12 protein-coding genes are annotated in these 17554 nt (G+C 73.4%); 4 read left to right on the top strand and 8 right to left on the bottom strand.

All coding sequences use genetic code 11. From position 1 onward, the window contains the following. Positions 1-3: 3 nt before the first annotated feature. From ACZ3YL_RS23955 to ACZ3YL_RS23940, 4 genes are all read right to left on the bottom strand, one after another. Positions 4-3456, bottom strand: coding sequence for a tetratricopeptide repeat protein (locus ACZ3YL_RS23955; protein WP_465659707.1), 3453 nt, complete (start codon positions 3454-3456; stop codon positions 4-6). A 132-nt stretch (positions 3457-3588) separates the two neighbouring features. Continuing rightward, on the bottom strand, positions 3589-3906 hold the full coding sequence (locus ACZ3YL_RS23950) for a trypco2 family protein (RefSeq protein ID WP_223243103.1): 318 nt from the start codon (positions 3904-3906) through the stop codon (positions 3589-3591). 295 nt (positions 3907-4201) lie between these two features. Continuing rightward, positions 4202-4810, bottom strand: a complete 609-nt coding sequence (locus ACZ3YL_RS23945; RefSeq protein ID WP_465659705.1) for an ester cyclase — start codon at positions 4808-4810, stop codon at positions 4202-4204. A gap of 153 nt (positions 4811-4963) precedes the next feature. After that, on the bottom strand, positions 4964-5689 hold the full coding sequence (locus ACZ3YL_RS23940; RefSeq protein WP_465659703.1) for an SDR family oxidoreductase: 726 nt from the start codon (positions 5687-5689) through the stop codon (positions 4964-4966). A gap of 129 nt (positions 5690-5818) precedes the next feature. Here ACZ3YL_RS23940 and ACZ3YL_RS23935 point away from each other — a divergent pair, with 129 nt between their 5' ends. Continuing rightward, complete coding sequence (locus tag ACZ3YL_RS23935) at positions 5819-6787, top strand: LysR family transcriptional regulator (RefSeq protein ID WP_465659701.1); 969 nt, start codon at positions 5819-5821, stop codon at positions 6785-6787. Between the two features lie 245 nt (positions 6788-7032). Here the strand turns inward: ACZ3YL_RS23935 and ACZ3YL_RS23930 are convergent, their stop codons facing one another. From ACZ3YL_RS23930 to ACZ3YL_RS23920, 3 genes are all read right to left on the bottom strand, one after another. Further along, positions 7033-9210: a HEAT repeat domain-containing protein gene (locus ACZ3YL_RS23930; protein ID WP_465659699.1), complete on the bottom strand. Its 2178-nt coding sequence runs from the start codon at positions 9208-9210 to the stop codon at positions 7033-7035. Positions 9211-9915: 705 nt separating this feature from the next. After that, a complete protein-coding gene (locus tag ACZ3YL_RS23925; RefSeq protein WP_465659697.1) occupies positions 9916-10410 on the bottom strand; it encodes a hypothetical protein in 495 nt (164 codons plus the stop codon). A 212-nt stretch (positions 10411-10622) separates the two neighbouring features. Continuing rightward, complete coding sequence (locus ACZ3YL_RS23920; RefSeq protein ID WP_465659695.1) at positions 10623-11411, bottom strand: phytanoyl-CoA dioxygenase family protein; 789 nt, start codon at positions 11409-11411, stop codon at positions 10623-10625. 486 nt (positions 11412-11897) lie between these two features. Here ACZ3YL_RS23920 and ACZ3YL_RS23915 point away from each other — a divergent pair, with 486 nt between their 5' ends. The 3 genes from ACZ3YL_RS23915 (at position 11898) to ACZ3YL_RS23905 (ending at position 16426) form a co-directional block, all read left to right on the top strand. After that, positions 11898-14210, top strand: coding sequence for a HEAT repeat domain-containing protein (locus ACZ3YL_RS23915; RefSeq protein WP_465659693.1), 2313 nt, complete (start codon positions 11898-11900; stop codon positions 14208-14210). A 282-nt stretch (positions 14211-14492) separates the two neighbouring features. Next, positions 14493-14948 carry a VOC family protein gene (locus tag ACZ3YL_RS23910; RefSeq protein WP_188308044.1) on the top strand — a complete coding sequence of 152 codons (456 nt, stop codon included), beginning with the start codon at positions 14493-14495 and terminating at the stop codon, positions 14946-14948. 665 nt (positions 14949-15613) lie between these two features. Further along, positions 15614-16426 carry a DUF4328 domain-containing protein gene (locus ACZ3YL_RS23905; RefSeq protein WP_465659691.1) on the top strand — a complete coding sequence of 271 codons (813 nt, stop codon included), beginning with the start codon at positions 15614-15616 and terminating at the stop codon, positions 16424-16426. A 760-nt stretch (positions 16427-17186) separates the two neighbouring features. Here ACZ3YL_RS23905 and ACZ3YL_RS23900 read toward each other — a convergent pair. Then, entirely contained in the window at positions 17187-17399 is a 213-nt protein-coding gene (locus ACZ3YL_RS23900) for a hypothetical protein (RefSeq protein ID WP_188308042.1), read from the bottom strand. Between the last annotated feature and the right edge of the window lie 155 nt (positions 17400-17554).

The raw sequence follows: 17554 nt of genomic DNA, 5'->3' as shown, positions 1-17554 counted from the left end.
CCGTCACTCGGAGGGGCCACGGCGCGACCCACCCCGGCTGTTCGCGGTGAGGCGGGCGGCGTCGAGCATGGCCAGCTCGGGGCGCAGCCGGAACGCCTCCTTGGCGGCGGCCAGGGCTTCGTCCCACCGGCGTACCGCCTCAAGTCTCAGGGAGAGTCCGTACAGGCCGTTAGCGAGGTTGGGGATGTGGGTGTCGGGGTGGGTGTCGGCCAGCACGCGGTAGATCGCGACGGCCTCCTCGACCGCTGCGACGGCCTCCTGCTGCCGACCCCTCTTCTCCAGCCTGAGGGAGAGTGAGATCAGGCTGCTCGCGAGCTCGCCCAGGTGGGCGCCCGGTTCGCGGGATTCGAGGGTGCGGCGCAGGGCGAGGGACTCCTCGACGGCGGCCAGGGCCTGTTCCTCCCGGCCGAGGGCGGCCAGCCGCGTACTGAGGGTGGCCAGCACGGTCGCGAGGTCGCGCAGGTGGGATTCGGGGTAGGCGTCGGCCAGGCGACGGCAGATGTGGACGTACTCCTCGGTCGCGGCCAGGGCCTCCTCCCGCCGGTCCAGCGCCGTGTACAGCGAGGCGACGGTGCTCAGGCTCGCCGAGAGTTCGAGCAGGCGGGCGCCCGGGTGGAGGTCGGCCAGGCCGCGCTGGATGCGCAAGGCCTCCTCGGCCGCCGCCAGCGCCTCCTCCCGTCGGCCCAGATCCTCCAAGGGCCAGGCCAGACGGGCCAGGCTTTCGGCGAGAAGCGGCAGGTGGGCGTCGGGGCGGGCCTTCGCCGCGCTGCGACTGATGCGCACCACGCGTTCGGCCACGGACAGGGCATTGGTCAGCCAGCCCATCTCCGCGCCCTTGAAGGCCAGCTCGTTCAAGGTCGCGACGAGACCGGGGGAGTACGCGGCGTAGGTCTCGGTGTCGATGTCGACCAGGCTCTGGTGGAGAAGCGCGGCATCCACGAGGACCTCCATCGCCTCCTGCTTGCGGCCCAGGTCCCACAGCCGGTCGGCGTGGACGCTCAGGCTCCGGGCGAGCTGACGGACATCGGAGTCGGTCCCGGGCTCCGCCCCGGCCTCGGTACGGCGTCGAAGGCGCACCGCTTCCTCGGACGCGGCCAGGGCCTCCTCCCGCCGCCCGAGGTCACCCAGCCGGTCGGCGAGGTTGTTCAGGCTCTCGACCAGGTCGGGTGCGTGGCCCTCAGGATGGGCGTCAGCCAGGGCGCGGGAGAGGGCGACGGCTTCCGTGATGGCGGCCAGGGCGTCCTCCCGCCGCCCGAGGTCACCCAGCCGGTTGGCGAGGTTGTTCAGGCCGGCGATCAGGGGTACGGGGTCCAGCGAGGTGTCGGCCAGGGAACGCGCGAGCGTGACGGCCTCCTCGGCGGGGAGCAGAGCCTCCTCCCGCAGGTCCAGACCGGCCAGCCGCGAGGAGAGGATCTGCAAGGCCCGGAAGAGATCGGACATCGGGCCGAGGGTGCGGTCGGGAAGCTCGCGCCGGCGCTCGACCACGTGCCAGGCCAGCTCACAGGCCCAGACGGCCAGGCGCTGGCTGCGCGGGACGAGGTCGTTGAGCTGCTGGAGGGTGTCCAACGAGGTTCCGGGATCACCCGTGATCTGATGCAAGCCGTCGACCAGGGGGTCGAAGTGCTCGACAGTCGTGGCAGCGGCCAGCACGGTCGGCGCGAGGACGGTGCGGTGCCGGACGCACAGCGCGGTCAACTCCGTGTCGAGCCGCCCCTGGAAGACGGGGTGCGCGGCCGCACGGCTGTAGAGGGTCAGCAACCGGGTCGCCTGTGCCTCGGTGACGCCGGGAACGAGGCGGTGGGCGAGCAGGGGATCGGCTTCCAGGCGGCGGCCGATCAGACGCTCCGCCAGCCGGTCGGGTTCCAGGCCGCCCCACGGGCCCGATGATCCGGTCACCGGATAGAGAGCGGCGATCCAGGCCAGCACGGCATCGCGGCGATCCCGCGGCTGGTCGGCCAGTGCCGTCACCTTGCGCAGCAGTTCGTCGGCTTGCTCGTGAGTGGCGGCTCCGACGAGCAGCGCGGCGGTCAGGGCGGCATCGAGCGTGCCCGTGCTCAGGGTCGCACCGAGGCCGCGGGTGGCGGCGCTCTGCTCCCAGTAGCGGCGCTCGTGCAGCAGCAGGCGGTCCTCGACGCCGGCTGCGGCCGCAGGTCCGGCCCCGCCCCGGGCCGGGCCGGCTTCGGCGGCGTCCAGCAGGTCGGCGAGGGCGGTCATGTGCAAGGTCAGCGCGTTGTCCAGCCCCGCACGGTCCCCCTCGGGAGGGGTGAGGGCCGCGGCGAGCGCCGGCCAGTCGTGCCCCCGCCATCCGCGCACGTCGGGCAGTGCGCCGGCGAATGCTTCCGCCGCTCGCCGGTACGACTCCCGGCGCGCGGCCGCATCGGTCACCAACGCCGACAGCGCGACCACCGGCGTGCCGTCCAGTAACTCCTCGGCGGCCCGGCTGACGGCCTGCGCACTGGTCCACCAGTCCCCGGCCACCCGCGCCAGCAGCAGGATCTTGAAGGGAGTGGCCCCACCGTGCTCGGCGGCGGCCTCCAGCAGCGCCGCGAGCTGCGCGGTGCGCGTCTCGGCGTAGTCCAGCACCACCAGCACCGGCTTGGCGGCCCTGTGGACCGAACGCAGCTCGGCAGGAGTGGCGCCGGGGCGCGGCCACAGCACCGCCCACCCGTCCGGAGCCAGTACGGCGGCCAACTGGTGGGCCACCCGGGTCTTGCCCTGCCCCGCCGCCCCGTGCAGCAGCCAGCTCCCGAACCCCTCCCGCCGGCACCAGCCGGCCAGTCGGCTCAGCAGTTCCTCGCGGCCGTGGAATCCCACGACCTGCAGACCCGCCTGCAGCAGCGCCGCCGCAGATCCCAGACCGCCGTTCGCCACCACCGGATCGGGCTCGGCCAACTCCTGGAACTCCACCGCCTCCAGGGCCATGGCACCGGCGCCGTGCTCGTCCATCACGGCCCGGAAGCCCGCGTCGTGGTGCAGCACGTACGCCGGTACCACCGCCAGGGCGGCGTGCGCCGAGTGGCCCGCATCGGCTGCGACCACCCCGGTCAGCAGCCGACCGCAGAACATCGCGGCCCCCGACAGCCCGCCCCACGGCGACGACCCGTCGACCGGCCACACCGGTGGATGCTGGACGAGGTTCATCACATGCCGGTTTCCGACGTAGCCGCTGCCGGGGTTCACCGTCCCGGCCAGTTGCGCGGCCTCCACCGCCGTTCCCGGCCGCTGGACCGCATCCGGCACCCCCCACGTCTCGCAGGCCTGCCCGGGGTGCTCGGTCACCAGGCGCCCCCAGCGGACCCCCGACCCCGTCGGCGGGCGCCACCTGTCGTCGTCGACGAGTACCAGCGCCGCATCGTCACGCCCACCGGGCGTACCGCACCACACCACCACCGCGCCGTACACGGTGTCGCCACCAGGACGGAACACCTGCACCAGCGCGCCGTGCCGGGCAACCACGTGCGCCGAGGTCAACACCAGCCGCGGACCGACGAGATACCCCGACCCCGGCCCACCCGGCCCTCCTACCGCGACCAGACGGTCCCGCCTCACCGCGTCCCCCTCCTCCTGGCCCTTCCCGCCGACACCCGTTCAGTCCCGGATCCGCCCGCTCACGTCGCCGGGGCCCGCGGCTCGGGCTGCCGTCCCGCTGACCAGCAGATCACCGCCGTGCGGATTCCTGGGGGTCAGGGTGAACGACACCCGGTGCGTCCGGCCCCGGGACAGCCCAGCCTCCGCTTCCGCGGCCACCGCCCACACCCGGAAGCCCGCCTTCGCCTTCGCATCCGCGCGCAGCTCGACCTCGAACTCCATCTCCACCGGCCCCACTACGAACGCGATCTCGTGCCCCGCGGCGCGCGCCGCGGCCTCCAGCAGCTCATCGCGTACCGCCGCCACCGCGTCCGCCAACCCGATCTCCACGACCCCACCTGTCTGTCGACTGCGTGTGCCCCAGAGGCCGAGCGTAGAAGCAAAGCCCCGTCCCACGCAGGCGATCACGAATGGTTGACCGACCCCGGCGGGACGGAGCCCGGCCGACGAAGAGGGCGGGTGCGGGCCGCGCCTGGTCCGGGTCGCTGATGGTCCGAACGCAATGCTGCTGCACGTGCCGACCCGTCAGCATGTCGGTGGGGTTCATCGGGACGTGGTTGCCTGGTGCCGACGGCGGTGGCCGCCGGGGCGCGGGCGCACCGCAGAGGGGGCCTCAGCCGTTGACGCCCAGCTGGGTCAGCAGGGTCTGGTTGTCCTCGATGTGCCAGTCCTCGACGATCTTGTCAGTGCCGACGTGCTGGATGTCGATGGCGTTGAAGTCCACGTTCTGGCCCTTGCCCTGGACGCCGTTGAACGTGCCGGTGAAGTGGCCGCGGAAGACCAGCCGGGCGGTGATCTTGTCGCCGGTGACCAGCAGGTCGGACAGCTCGCAGGTCAGGTCCGGCACGGCGGCGCGGAAGTTCCTCGAGGCGAGGAGCGGGCCGGCGGGGCCCTGCGGTCGGCCCGCGGGCAGGGTGTTGTCCTTGAACTGCGGGCTGACGGCGGCGTCGAGGTACTTCCGCTGCCCGGTGTTCCAGAAGCTGTACAACTGCTGGGCCAGGTGGACCTCCTGGGCCGCCCGCTTCTCGCCGATCGAGCGGTCGACGGTGATCGCCTGGGGCTGGACCAGGTCCGGCGCGCGGTCGATCAGGCGCTGCGGCCAGGCGTGCGAGGACGGGTGGCGGGTGTTGTCGTGGGCGTACGCGGCCACGGCAGCGCCACCGGCCAGGCAGGCGGCACCGGCGGCGACGGCGACGGTACGGATCAGGGTGCGCGAACGCATGGAGGTACTCCTTGGTTGAGCCGGTCACGCACCGGACTTCGGGCGTGCCGGGGCTGCCGACCGGTCCGTGCGACCGGTCGGTAGCGGTAGCTGATGGTGCGCCGGGTTCGCGTGGTCCGGACGACTGGAGCCGGACCAGTGGCGGGGCGCCGGTCAGGCGAGGCGGCCGCCGCCGTCGACGTGCAACACGGTGCCGGTCACGTAGGGGCTGTCGATCGCGTAGCGCACGGCCTTGACCAGGTCTTCCGGGCTGCCCACCCGGCGGGCCGGGTTGCGCTCGGCGACCCCGCGCAGGAACGCCTCCTTGTCCGCGCCGAGGCCGTCCCAGGAGCCGGTGTCCACGATGCCTGGGGAGACTGCGTTCACCCGGACCGGGGCGATCTCCACCGCGAGCGCCTGGACCAGGAAGGCCAGCGCGCCGTTGGTGGTGGCCATCACCGTCCGCGCCGGGGCCGGGCGCCAGGCGGCCACGCCGGAGAAGAAGGTGAACGAGCCGCTCTCGGACACCTGGCCGGCCAGGTGCTTGGCCAGCAGCAGCGGGCCGATCACCTTGGCCGCGAACGCCCGCTGCACGTTGGCCAGTTCGAGGTCCTTCAACGGGCCGTTGGCCGGCATCGCGGCGGTCGAGACCAGGTGGTCGAACCGGCCGACCGCAGTGGCGAAGTCGGCGATCGAACGCTCGTCGGCGAGGTCGAGCGTGAGCACCTCGGACGGCCCGGACAGCTCACCGGCCGTCCACTCCAGCTTGCGCGAGTCCGGACCGGCCAGCACGACGGCGGCGCCGGCCGCCGAGACCGCCTTGGCGAGCGCGCGCCCGGTGCGCGAACCGGCGCCCACCACAACAAGCCGCTGTCCCTGGAGGGACGTGCCTTCGGACATGGGAGAACTCCTTCGAGTCGTCGGGGATCGGCCGTCCGCTGTTCCCCGCGGCGGCCACACCACGACCCTCTCCCACCCTTCAGCGATGAGTCCAAGGCTTGTTCTCTACCGCAGCCATAAAATCTGCTCATGGCAATCCCGACGCTCCGGCAGCTCGAATACCTGGTCACCGTGGTCGACACAGGCTCCTTCACACGCGCCGCCGAACAGCTGCACGTCACCCAGCCCGCGCTGTCCCACCAGATCCGGGCCCTGGAGAACACAGTCGGCGGCCCGCTGCTCGAACGCCTGCCGCGCTCGGTGCGGCTCACCCCGATGGGCCGCGCGGTACTGCCGCACGCCCGCGCCGCGCTCGCCGAAGCCACCCGCCTGGGCACGGTGGCCCGGCGCACCGCCGGCCTGGAGGAGGGCGAACTGGAGGTCGCCGCCACCTACTCGATCAGCCTGGGCATCCTGCCGCCCGTCCTGCGGATCTGGCACCGCCGCCACCCCGGCGTGCGGATCCGGCTGCGCGAGTACCCGCACGCGGACCGGCTCCAGGCCGCCATGGCCGCCGGCCACGCCGACCTGGCCGTCGGACCCGCGCCCACCGCCTGGGAGGGACCGATCCGCGAACTGGGCGTCGAGGAGTTCGCGATCGTCCTGCCGGCCGACGACCCACTGGCCGACAGCCCCACCGGCACGGTCGCGCTCACCGACCTCGCAGACCGCACCTGGGTGCACTACGCCCCCGGCAACGGCCTCGGCGAGCTGCTCGACCACGTCTGCGCCCTGGCGGGCTTCCACCCGCGGACGGCGATCCGGGCCGAGCAGACGACCGCCGCACCCCTGCTCGCCGCCGCCGGACTCGGGCCGGCCCTGGCGCCCGCCAACATCATCCCGCCCCACTTCGACGGCGTCCTGCTCCGCCCCGACCCCCCGATCCGCCGCACCCTCACCGCCTATACCCGCACCCGCCCCGACCCCCTCACCGTGGCCTTCGCGGACCTCCTCGCCCACCAGGCCCGCGTCAACCCGACCGGATTCCCGGCGGCCCCGCGGATCGGCGCGGACCAGTCAGCGGATTCGCCCGCCCCGCAGCCACCATCCGGCCGATGACGGGCCGGGCGCAGCAGACCCAGGTACCGCGTCTGTCCACCAGCCCGCATTATTCGAGCCGAGCGTTTTGCGCGGGCGGGCACTGAGTTCGACGACGGAGGCCAGGTGTTCGGGGCAACAGCGGGTACCTCAGCCGGCACCCACCCAGTCGTTCGTCATGACCACTACCCTGACGCAGCGCCTGCCCCGTGTCCTGGCCTTCTGCGGATGCGCCCGGCCGGCCAGGCGAAACCAGGGCGCAAGGATCAGCCGCGCACCTCGTCCGTCCCGGTCAGCTGCTCGATGAGGGCCCGACCGGCTCGCTGCAGCGCCTCGTCGTTCTCGATGCCTTGGAAGAGGCCGCCGCTGCGCCGGGCGAGGGCAAGTTCGGCGCGGACCCGGGGCAGGGCGGGGGCGGCGGCGGGTCCCAGTCGCCGCAGGCAGTCGAGGACATGAGCGTCTGCCGGGTCGTCCTCCTGCCATCCCTCCAGGAGCACGGGCAGGACGGCCCCGGCCTCGGCCGGGCCGCCGATGGCGTAGATCGCGGCGGCCGCGTGCGTGCGGATCCAGACCGGGCCGGCCTTGAGCAGCCGTCGTAGACGGGGCAGTGCGGCGGCCGCCGGCGCCCCGATCCGGCCGAGGACATCGGCGACGTCGGCGGTGTCGCGGCCGCTGACGGCGTCGAGCAGGGCGGTCAGGCGCAGCACGGCGTCGGCCGGATCGCTCTCGATCTCCCAGAGGGTCTTCACCGCCGCGATGCGCAGGTCCAGGTCCTCGGCGTCGGCGAGAACTCGGACCGTCTCCAGCGCGGATGTGGCGGCGCCTCCGAAGGAGCCCAGCGCACGTAGGGCCACCGCGGCTGTGCGCCAGTGCCCCTGCTCGACGGCGGTGCCCAGGGCCGTGGTGAGCGCGGGGACGGCGGCCGGGTCGCCGAGCTGGTTGAGGGCGGCGATCAGCGCGGTGGCGGATCCCCAGGGCGAGGAGAAGTCCGCGTGGGCCAGGCGCCGGATCAGCCTGGGTGCGAGTTCCTCGGCGGCCTGCGGGAGGTGGCGGGCGGCCTGCACGGCGCGCCAGTCGTCGACGCCGGTGTCGAGCGCGGTCAGCAGGCTGGGCAGGGCCCGCTCGTCGCCGAGGCCGGCCAGCGTCGTGACGGCCTGCTGGTGGGCCCGGCGCAGCAGCGGGTGGCGTGCGGCCCAGACGTGCGGGCCGTGGGTGGTGCGGTGCGCGGCGACGAGGGCGGCGAGGGCTTCGCGTGCGGGTTCGGCGAGGGCGGCGGGGAGTTTGCCGAGGGTTTCGGCGGCTTCGGCGGCGGTGTAGGGGTCGTTGGGGCGCAGGTGGTCGGCGAGCAGGAGGACGAGGTGGGTGTGGTTGCCGCGCCAGGAGCGGATCAGGTCCCAGGTCATGGCGATGGCGTCGTGGCGGGTGCCTGCGTCGGGGCTGCGGAGCTGGGCGGTGAGCAGCGCGGTGCGTTCCGGCACGCGCGCGTCCAGCACCTGGTGGAGGGTGGTCAGCAGTTCGGTGGTGGGGGTGTGGACGCGGCCGTGGCGGTCGAGGTCGGCGAAGGCGGCGGCGATCTGCGGAGGGACGTGCTGGCCCGGGTCCGGTTCGGCGTCAGCGTCGGTATCGGTGTCGGTGTCGGTGTCGGCGCAGCCGCACTGTCCGCAGTCCGCAGTCCGGACCTGGTCCTCGGGCTCCGGTTCCGGCTCGGCGGTGATCAGTTGGAGCAGGCCGGTTGCCGTCGGGACGAGGTCGGAGTCGATCGACTCCGGTGCGCCGGCGGCCTGGTGGACGAGGGCGGCGAGCCGGATGTCGGCGTCCAGAGCGGGGTCGGCCGCCAGGGTGGTGAGCCAGGTCGTCACCGGGCCGAGCGCGGCCGGCAGTCGCTGGGCCAGTGCCGCGGCCGCCTCGATGACCAGCAGCCGCTCGACGGTCGCGTCTTCGGCTGCCAGGCGCTCGCGCAGCAGGGTGAATGCCCGGTCGGCGTCGTCGAGGAACAGTCCCAGGGCCGGGAGAGCGGCCTGCCGCACTTGCGGGTCCGGGTCCGCAGCGTGCCGGACGAAGTCCTCGAAGCGCTCACGCAGTTGGGGAACGACCTCCGCGTAGGGCCTCGACGCGTGGCCGGACGGACTGTAGTAGACGGCCTCGGGGTCGCAGTCCAGCGCGGCCCTGCCGATGCTGAGCACGAGGCGGATGACGGCCGCGCGGTCGGGCGTGCGGAGATCGTCGGCGAGCGTGAGCAGGAACGGCAGGCTCGCCGCCGTGCACGAGTAGACGTCGCCCTGGTGGTGGGCGGCACCGTAGAAGCTGCTGAACGCCGCATTCCGGACGTCGGAGTCGGGCGAGGCCATCTGCTCCAGCCACCGCGGGACTTCGTCAGCCGGCCCGTAGGCGTGGCCCATCGATGCCCAGTCCACGCGGTCAAGGCCCTCAAGATCGTTCGTCATGGCTGCACGGTGGCACGGGGCACTGACACCGCAGCCCAGCCGGTTGCACAGCCGCTTGTGCGAGAGGGCGTGCGGCTTCCCGGGGGCACCCGCTGCGGCAGAGCCCCCGTTACTACTCCGTATCCGCTGGTCGGGCCTTCGCGTTGGGAGGAGCATGACGACCAGACCGTGCCTGCTGGATGGTCCAGGCCGCCACGACAGCGAGCCCTGTCCGTCCGTCACATGTGATCAGCACGCCAATCGCCCGGGCGGATGCGGAGTCCGCGCGGCTGCCCCCGCCAAGGGGTTCGCCGGCACAGTCGGCCGGTGGCACCACACGACACCCATCAACGTGGCTCACCTGAACCAGGCCTTCCGGGGCCGGCCCGTGATGACCGCCGCGTTCGGGCCCGCGACGCTGACGCCGCCGGCCGTGGAGGTCCGCCTGCGTGTCGTACGGCCGGGCTGGTCTCCTCCGGCGTGGCCGCCAGCCGTTCGCCGCGCGTGGGGGCCGCCGGATCGGAGACGGCAGCGATCGGAGCCTTCACCAGGCGCCAGCGCCGGACCTCCGGGTGCATCCCGGGCACGGTCATCAGCTCGCGGGGCGCGCCGGGCATCCTCCCGCGAGCGCCCCCCGGAGCCGTGGGGGGCGAGGGCAGGGCTGCCACCACGCCATTGTTCGATAGTTTGTTCTACTGATCAATCGCCAGCAGCCTGCCCTCCTCGTCACCGGGTCCCGGCCGCCGACGGGGTGACCTGCACCGACGCCTTCCCGTGCAGCACCCTTCCCGCCGCAACCTCCTGCTCGAGCCTCCGGGTGAACACGTCGAGACGCTCCGCAGGCTCAAGTTCGATCAGGCCCGGCGGCCAGGTGCCCGGCGGCACGATGACCACCACCACGGCGCCCCGGTCCTCCGCTGCCGCCAGCCAGCCGGGCGACGCCTCGACCCGCGAGCCCGGCTCCCACACATCGCGACCCCCGACCAGCTCCAACCGCTCCACGCGGCCACCTCCGACCCCGACAGCCGCGCTCGTCCCCGGCGGCTCGCCCGCAGCGAGCACGAACCCGCTGTCGACGGCAGCCTCCACCAACGCGGCGTGGAGGTCCTCACCGACCTCCACGATCAACTCCGCGAACGGAGGCCCCTGCACGGACTCGTGCACCGCCAGCGCCCACACCACCGGCGCCCGGTCCCGGCCGTTGTCCCTCTCGTCAGCCATGACCGATCAACGAGCCACAGGTGCCGACCGTGCGGACCTCACACGATCGGCCCCCCGCCGAGACCGGCCACGGCGATGCTGGTGCTGGCCTTCCCGGTGCTCTCCGCGGTGATGAAGAGACGGTTGGACTTGGCGCCGCCCCAGGAGATGTGGACCAGCAGTGCAGCAGCTCCGGTGCGACCGGCCGGAAGCCGGGCGGAGCCGGCGGCCCGTCAGGAGGCCCCGTCCGCGGTGTCCTCTCCCAAGCCGCGGCGGATCGCGATCTCCACGGGTGAGTACGCGCGGTCGGCCCGTTCCAGTTCGAACGGCGCGGCCGGCATCAGCGGCGGCTGGGCCATGAAGCGCGGCCGCACCCCGTGGTGCGGCTGCGCCGCGTGCACCAGGAACGGATGACACAGGAAGACGTCACCCGGCGAACCGGTCGCGAGAGCGGTCGGCCGGTGGTCGGACGCCGCCACCAGATCGGGTGCGAGGGCCAGCCCGCTCGCCCCGTCCTCGCCGTACTTCTCCAGCACCTTCGGCACGTCGAGGTGTGAGCCGACCCGGATCCGGGTCGGGGCGTCCTCCTCCCCGACCTCGCTGAACAGGAACAACATCAGCAGCGCCCGGTCCCGGGAGCGCAGGTTCGTGAAGTACCAGCTCTCACCCTCCGGCAGGTAGCTCCCCTCGATGTGCCAGCCCGCGTCGTCCGGCTCCTCCTCGTGCGGGAAGCGCAGCGGGAACGTGCCCAGCGAGTAGCGCGGCTCCCAGCGCCCCGCACCGACGAGCAGGTCGTACGCGCGGTGCAGGGACGGGGAGTTGGGTGCGGCGGCGAACGGTCCCTGTGCCATGCCGCCCACCCAGTGCACGGGCTGCGTCCACGTCGACGGGTCGTCCGGGGCGCAGCCCGTCTCCCGCCACAGCAGCCGCTCGCAGTCCGCGGCCACGCGCGGCGCGACGGCGCCCTCCAACTTCACGAAGCCGTCGCGGAGGAAGCGGGAAACCAAGGTCGTGTCATCCATGCCCCCATCGTGCGGCGGCACCGGCCCCGGTCGCCAGACAATTTCCGCACCGCATTTGTCGGGTGAGCTTCGTGGAAGTATCTGCCCCGCCGTGGTCGCCGCGTGGGTGGGAGGCGCGGCGCGCAGGAGTTCGGCGGTGGTGGCCGGTCCACCCCGGTTCAGCCGCGTGGCGGTGCGCTCCAGGCGGGTGAGGGCGGCCCCGTCTCTGTGGCGCGGGCCCGGGTGGACGGTGTCGGCGAGGGCGGCGAGCGCCTCGGCGAACGACCGGGGGTGCCAGACGTGGTGGGGCCGTCCGTCGGTGAGGCCGGCGCAGTTGCGGACCGTTACCGCTCCCCCGCCGGGACTGCCCGGAGACCGTGGGCGGCAGGCCGAGTGAGGCCAGAGTGTGCGGGGGGCTGGTCCGGCCGGACCACCCGGTGGCCGGCCGCCACCGCCGGCGTGGTCTACTGGCGCGACGTCAGCCGCGCCACATCGAGGGAACCAGCAATGCCCGACCCGCTCCGGGGACTCGACGAGATCGACTGGGCCGCGCTCCGGCACGCCTACGGCAGCGCCGCTGACGTGCCCGCACTGCTGCACGACCTGACCGCGGCCGACTCCGGGACGCGCGCGTGCGCGCTCGACGCGCTGCACGGCGGGGTGCACCACCAGGGCGACATCCACGACTCCACACTGGCCTGCCTGCCGTTCCTGTGCGCGATCGCGGCCGATCCCGCGGTCGAGGACCGCGGCGGAGTGCTCGGACTGATCTGGAGCATCGGCGAGAGCGCCGAGGCCGCCGTCGAGCAGAGCGACGAGGAGATGCCCGACCCGTTGGCCGTGGTCGCCCAGGCGAAGGCGGCGGACGACTGGTGGGAGGAGGTCGGCCACGCCTACGGCATCCTCGCGCAACGGGCGCTCGCCGAGCTGCTGCCCCCGCTGACCGCCCTGCTCACCGACCCGGACCCGGACGTCCGGGCCACCGCCACCCACCTGTTGGCGAGCCGTCACCCGCAGCCCGCGGCGCTGCTCCAGGTGCTGCTGGGACGGGTCGACGCGGAGAGGGACGGGGCCGTACGGCACGCGCTCGCGGGGGCCCTGGGCACGCTCGCCGCCCGGTCGGCCGGAACCGACGCGGCAGTGACCGGGACCGACACGCCGCCGGACGGAACCGACGCGGCGCCGACCGGAACCGACGCGGCGCCGACCGGAACCGACGCGGCGCCGGACGGCCGGATCGGCCGGGCCCTGCTGGTGCTCGCCGAGCCCGGCGCCGACCCGGGCACCGAGCTCACCGCGCTCGCCGCACTGGCCCGGCAGCTGCCCGAACTGCTGCCCGCCGACACCGCCGAGCGAGCCCTGTCCGCCCTGGACCGCGCCCACCACCGGCCGACCACGCCCGCGCCCGCGCCCCAGCCCGCCGCCACCCCCAGCACCCTGCTCTCCCACCTGCGCGACCTGCGGGCCGAAAGCTTCGCCGAGGGCGCCGACGAGCGCACCGCCGACGCCCTCGACCTGCTGCACGCCTCACTCGGCGACCGGGTGGAGATCCGCCACGAGCTGGTGCTGCACGGCCTGCGGCACGGCGAACCGAACGGCCCGTACGCGGCCGTGGAGCGGGCCGCCACCCTGCACACCGGCTGGCGGACCTCGCCGGAACGCGCCGCGGCCACCGCCGAACTGCTGGGCGCGCTGCTGGACGACCCCGACGAGCGGCTCGCCGCCCTCGCCGTCCGCACGCTGCGCCAGGCACGGCTGCCGTGCGGCCCCGAACTGCTGGACGCGATCGCCGGGCGCTGTGCCGACGGTCGCTACACCACAGGGTGGGGCTGGGAGCGCAACCTGCCCGGCGAGTGCATCCAACTCCTCGCCCGCAGGGGCGACGGGCGCGCCGCCGAAGCCCTGGCGCCGCTGCTCCCCGGGCGGGCGGTGCCGGAGGACCTGCCGCTGCTGTGCGAGCGGCTACGCTCGCGCGCGCACTCCGCTCAGCTGATGCTGGCGCTGATCAGCCGGACCCGGGCCACCGTGGAGCTGGTGGACAGCATCGAGGAGACCGGCCGGGTGCACCACGAGGGCCTGCGCGAACTCGGCCGCCTGATGGGCGCGATGGCCGCCACCGGCCGCCCCGAGGCGAACGAGATGCTCGCCGCCCTGCTCACCGCACTGCTCGAGCAGGCCCGCGAACACGGCGACGGAGCGCTGCACCCCGATCTGCGGGTCGCCCTCGACCGGCCGGACGGGCTGGGCCCCGAGCCCGGGACGGCCGTGCCGGTGCTGCGCGAGCTGCTGGCCGACCCCGAGGAGCGGACCCGGCTGCTCGCCGCCCGGGCGCTCTTCCACGGCGGCCATGACCCGGCCGAGTTGCTGCCCGTGCTGGCCAAGGGCCTCGCGGACGAGGTCCCCTGGTGGCACAGGCACGACGCGCTCGGACTGCTCGCCGAGATGGGCCCGGCCGCCGCGCCGCTCGGCGGGCAGGTGCGCGCGGCCCTCGACCGGGCAGTCCAGGCGTCCGACCCCGATCCGCTGCTGCTCCGGCTACTCCTCGCCGCCAGGGCGGCCACGCCGGTCACCCCTGCGGACGACCGGCTGCTGATCGAGCTGTGGAACCGGGAACGGGCCACCCGGCCGCTGATCGCCGAGGCGCTGATACGCGAAGGCGGACGGGTGCCGGAAGGATTCGCCGCCCTACTACGCGCCGAGCTGGTCCACCCCCGGCGGCACGGCCACGACGGCGCCGAACAGACCTCGGTCTCGTTCCGCTTCGACGTGGAGCCCGACGACACGCTGCTCGCGCACTGCCGAGAGCTGCTCGGCCGCTGACACCCCACGGTCCGCCCGGTACACCGGTTCCCGAAGAGCCGGTTCCCGAAGAACCGGTTCCCGCGGAGCTGGCGGCCTGACCCGCGGGGAGCCGCCGCCGGTGCACTGTCCGGTCGACCGGCTCATCGTGCTCTGACCGCATTGGTTCGCCGGGTTGGTGATGGTGTCGTCCCCATGTCCTGGGATCCGCGGTGCCGGTTGGGTACAGCTCGCCCGGAGGGAAGGGACAGGCAGGGAAGGCACTGATCCCGGGCCCCCTGCAGGGGCCGGTACGGTTGGCCGGTGATCACCAATCCGAAGCTCCAGCTGACCATCGACTGTGCCGAGCCGGAGCGACTCGCGGCGTTCTGGGCCGCAGCGCTGGGCTACGAAGTCGAGCCGGCACCGGCGCCCTTCGCCAGTTGGCGTGGGTACTGGTTGGACCAGGGCTTGTCAGAGGAGGAACTGGGCACGGGTGACTGCAGTGACTCCGTCGTCGATCCGCAGGGCGTAGGACCGCGGATCTGGTTCCAGCAGGTGCCCGAGCCCAAGGCCACCAAGAACCGGCTCCACCTCGACCTCGGCGTGAGCGGTGGGCGCGGAGTCCCGTTCGCGACCCGTAAGGAGCGCGTCCTTGCCAAGGTGGCGCGACTGGAGAGCGCTGGTGCCTCCCGGCTGCGCGTCGAGGAGTCGGAGGAATCGGGCTCCTGCTTCGTCGTGATGCAGGATCCGGAGGGCAACGAGTTCTGCGTTCACTGAGCTCAGCGCCGCCGGTCCCGTTCGGAGCGCGTTGTGGCATCGACTCTGCTCGGCCCTTCCCTCCAGAAGAGCTGATCGAGTCCGTCAGCGACACCCTCAAGGGCCAACTCGGACTCGAACAGCACCGAGGACGCACCATCGAAGGCACCGCCGTCCGGGTCAGCCAGCGGATCCTCGCGCTGACCTGGGCGATCTGGCACAACTGCACCACCGGCCAGCCCGTCACCGGGTCACCCGGTCAGCGCCTACGAGCACGACCGCCCCAGACCGGAACTACTCGTCTACAGAAGGTGTCCGCATTGCGGGCGGAAGCGACGCCGCGCTGCCACGGGCCGAGACCGACAAACGGCCGTCACCGGGGGTTCGAGAGCCGTTCGCATCACCGTCCCGGAGGGCTGTGGTGTCCCGGCCGATCAGGAGCGCCGGTCACTGAACCGGAAGGCTGCGGCGCGACGTCCGGCTTCACGGTCCACGGCGGGGCGGGGACTTGCGATCGTGGGCGGGGGATGTGTCGGGTATCTGCCGATACCGCCCCTGACCTGCGAAAACTCGCTGGCAGCCGGTGCCACGCATCCCCTAGGGTCGACGTACCCGTCCCGGTCAGGGGCAGTGGCCTACCGGTGCGTTCGGTCGAGCGCGCGCCGATTCCAGGAGTTGACGATTCGATGGTGTGTCTGGCGTGCGGCACGCGTCCGGCGGGAACGGACAGCGGCCGGTGCTTCGGCTGCGCGGAGGCGGCCCCCGGCTGGGCCGCCGCGCTGAACCCGGCGAACGGCCTCGCCACGGCGGTGTCCGTCCTGCTCGGACTGAACGCCGCGATGGCGGCGGTGCTGGTCACGGTTGACGTCTGGTCGAACGTGCTCACAGGCCGGCTGCTGGACGGGGCCGATGACGTCGGGGCCGAGGACTTCGCGCCCCTGAAAGCGGTGGCGAACGCCCTCAACGGGGTGCTCCCGCCGGTAGCGCTGGCGACCGTGGTGGTCTTCATCATCTGGTTCCACCGCACCCGCAAGAACGCCGACCTGCTCGCACCCAACGGGCACCGCATGGGACGCGGCTGGACCATCGGCGCCTGGTTCACCCCGATTGCCCAGCTCTGGATCCCCTGGCAGCTGATGGCGGACTGCTGGCGGGCCAGTGCGCCGCTGGACCCCGAAGGAAGGCGCCGCCCGCCGTCGGAGGCAGTCCTTGCCGTGTGGTGGTCGACCTTCGTCGGCTCCCTCGTCCTCGGTCGGGTCGCCGCCACGATGACCCGCCACGTCGGCCAGATGGATTCCATCGACCTCGAAAACCTGCGGACCGGCGTCTGGGTGGAGGCCGGCGGGGCGGCCCTGCGGCTCGTGGCGGCGATCGCCGCGATTCTCGTGGTCCGCCGCCTGACCTCGATGCAGCGGACACGCCGGGCCGACATCAACCTGATCGCCGCCCGGGCCGCCCAGGAGGCCCGCGTCAAGGCCGTGGTCTCCCCCACGGGTTGAGAGCATTCCGACCGACACGATCACCAAAGTTCGCCGCCGACCGTGCCACGCTGATCCCCCGATCCTGGTCGCCGTCCACACCCGCGGAACCCCCCGCAGGCCTGCACGCCGCCGCTCCTCTTGGGGCGGAGCCGACTCGGGCTGGGACGCGGGCAGGCGTCCCACGGTCTGGGGAGCCGAACGGCTGCGGGCCGGTGCGGGAGGTTCCTCACCGGCCCGCAGCCGTTGGGCTTCCGGCGGCCGACGATCACTTCGACGACGTCAACCTTCCGGGTATCCCCACGGGCCAATGCCCCAAGGGCCCGGGTGCGGGGTGCGGGGTGCGGGGTGCGGGGTGCTGGACAGGGTCCCGTACCTGACGCCGTAGGTATGCCGAGCCGGCCCGGGCGTCCCGCGGTTGACGCTCCGTTCGGCTGCCGTTCGGGCTGTTTCCCTGGCGGCGATCACTAGCTTCGCCGCCCGCCGACACGGCCGGAAGGCCTTCCGGATGTCGCCAATCGGCCTGACCAGATTCGGACATGTCATCATGAGCATGACAGAAATGGCGCTCGCGGGCACGATGCAGGTGGCGGTGCCGGGGGTCGTGCAGTGGACGGGGGGCGATTGATGAAACCGCCGCAGGTCGGCGCCCGCCGGTGATGGCCCGTGAGTGTGCGTCTCGGGTCCGACGGGCGCCTGTCCGCAGGCTATCGGGACGCGGTCGGCGGGCCGGGGATTTGCACCCGCCGCAGGACAATCGCGTTACCCGTGGTGGTAGCACTCAGATCTGCCGGTCCGGGTCGGAGAAGGTCAAACCGCCAGCGGCGAGCGGACGTCGGGCCGGAGCAGGAACGGCCATGCTCTCGCCGGGCGGCTGGCGGAAGTCGGTCTGCTCGACCGGCAGCAGCCGGCGCCCGCCGGGCTGGGTCGGCTGGGGCGCGTCGGCGGAAGGGTCGGAGAAGGCAGGCAGCGAGAGGCTGCGGCGGTCAGTCATGATCACCAGTGTCGCAGCCCGGACGGGAGTCGGGTAGGCCGGACCGCTCTCACCGGTGGTAGTGCTCTGGCCCTACCCGTAGGAACGAAGGGGAAGGGCCTGGGCGGGGGTGCCCAGGCCGTCTCCTTCATGTTCCGGCCGGCCGCGTCAGGCCC

It is taken from the genome of Kitasatospora sp. NPDC023176 (assembly GCF_055560495.1).
Note: the sequence above shows the minus strand (reverse complement) of the source record. Positions and strands in the feature narration are given on the sequence as shown.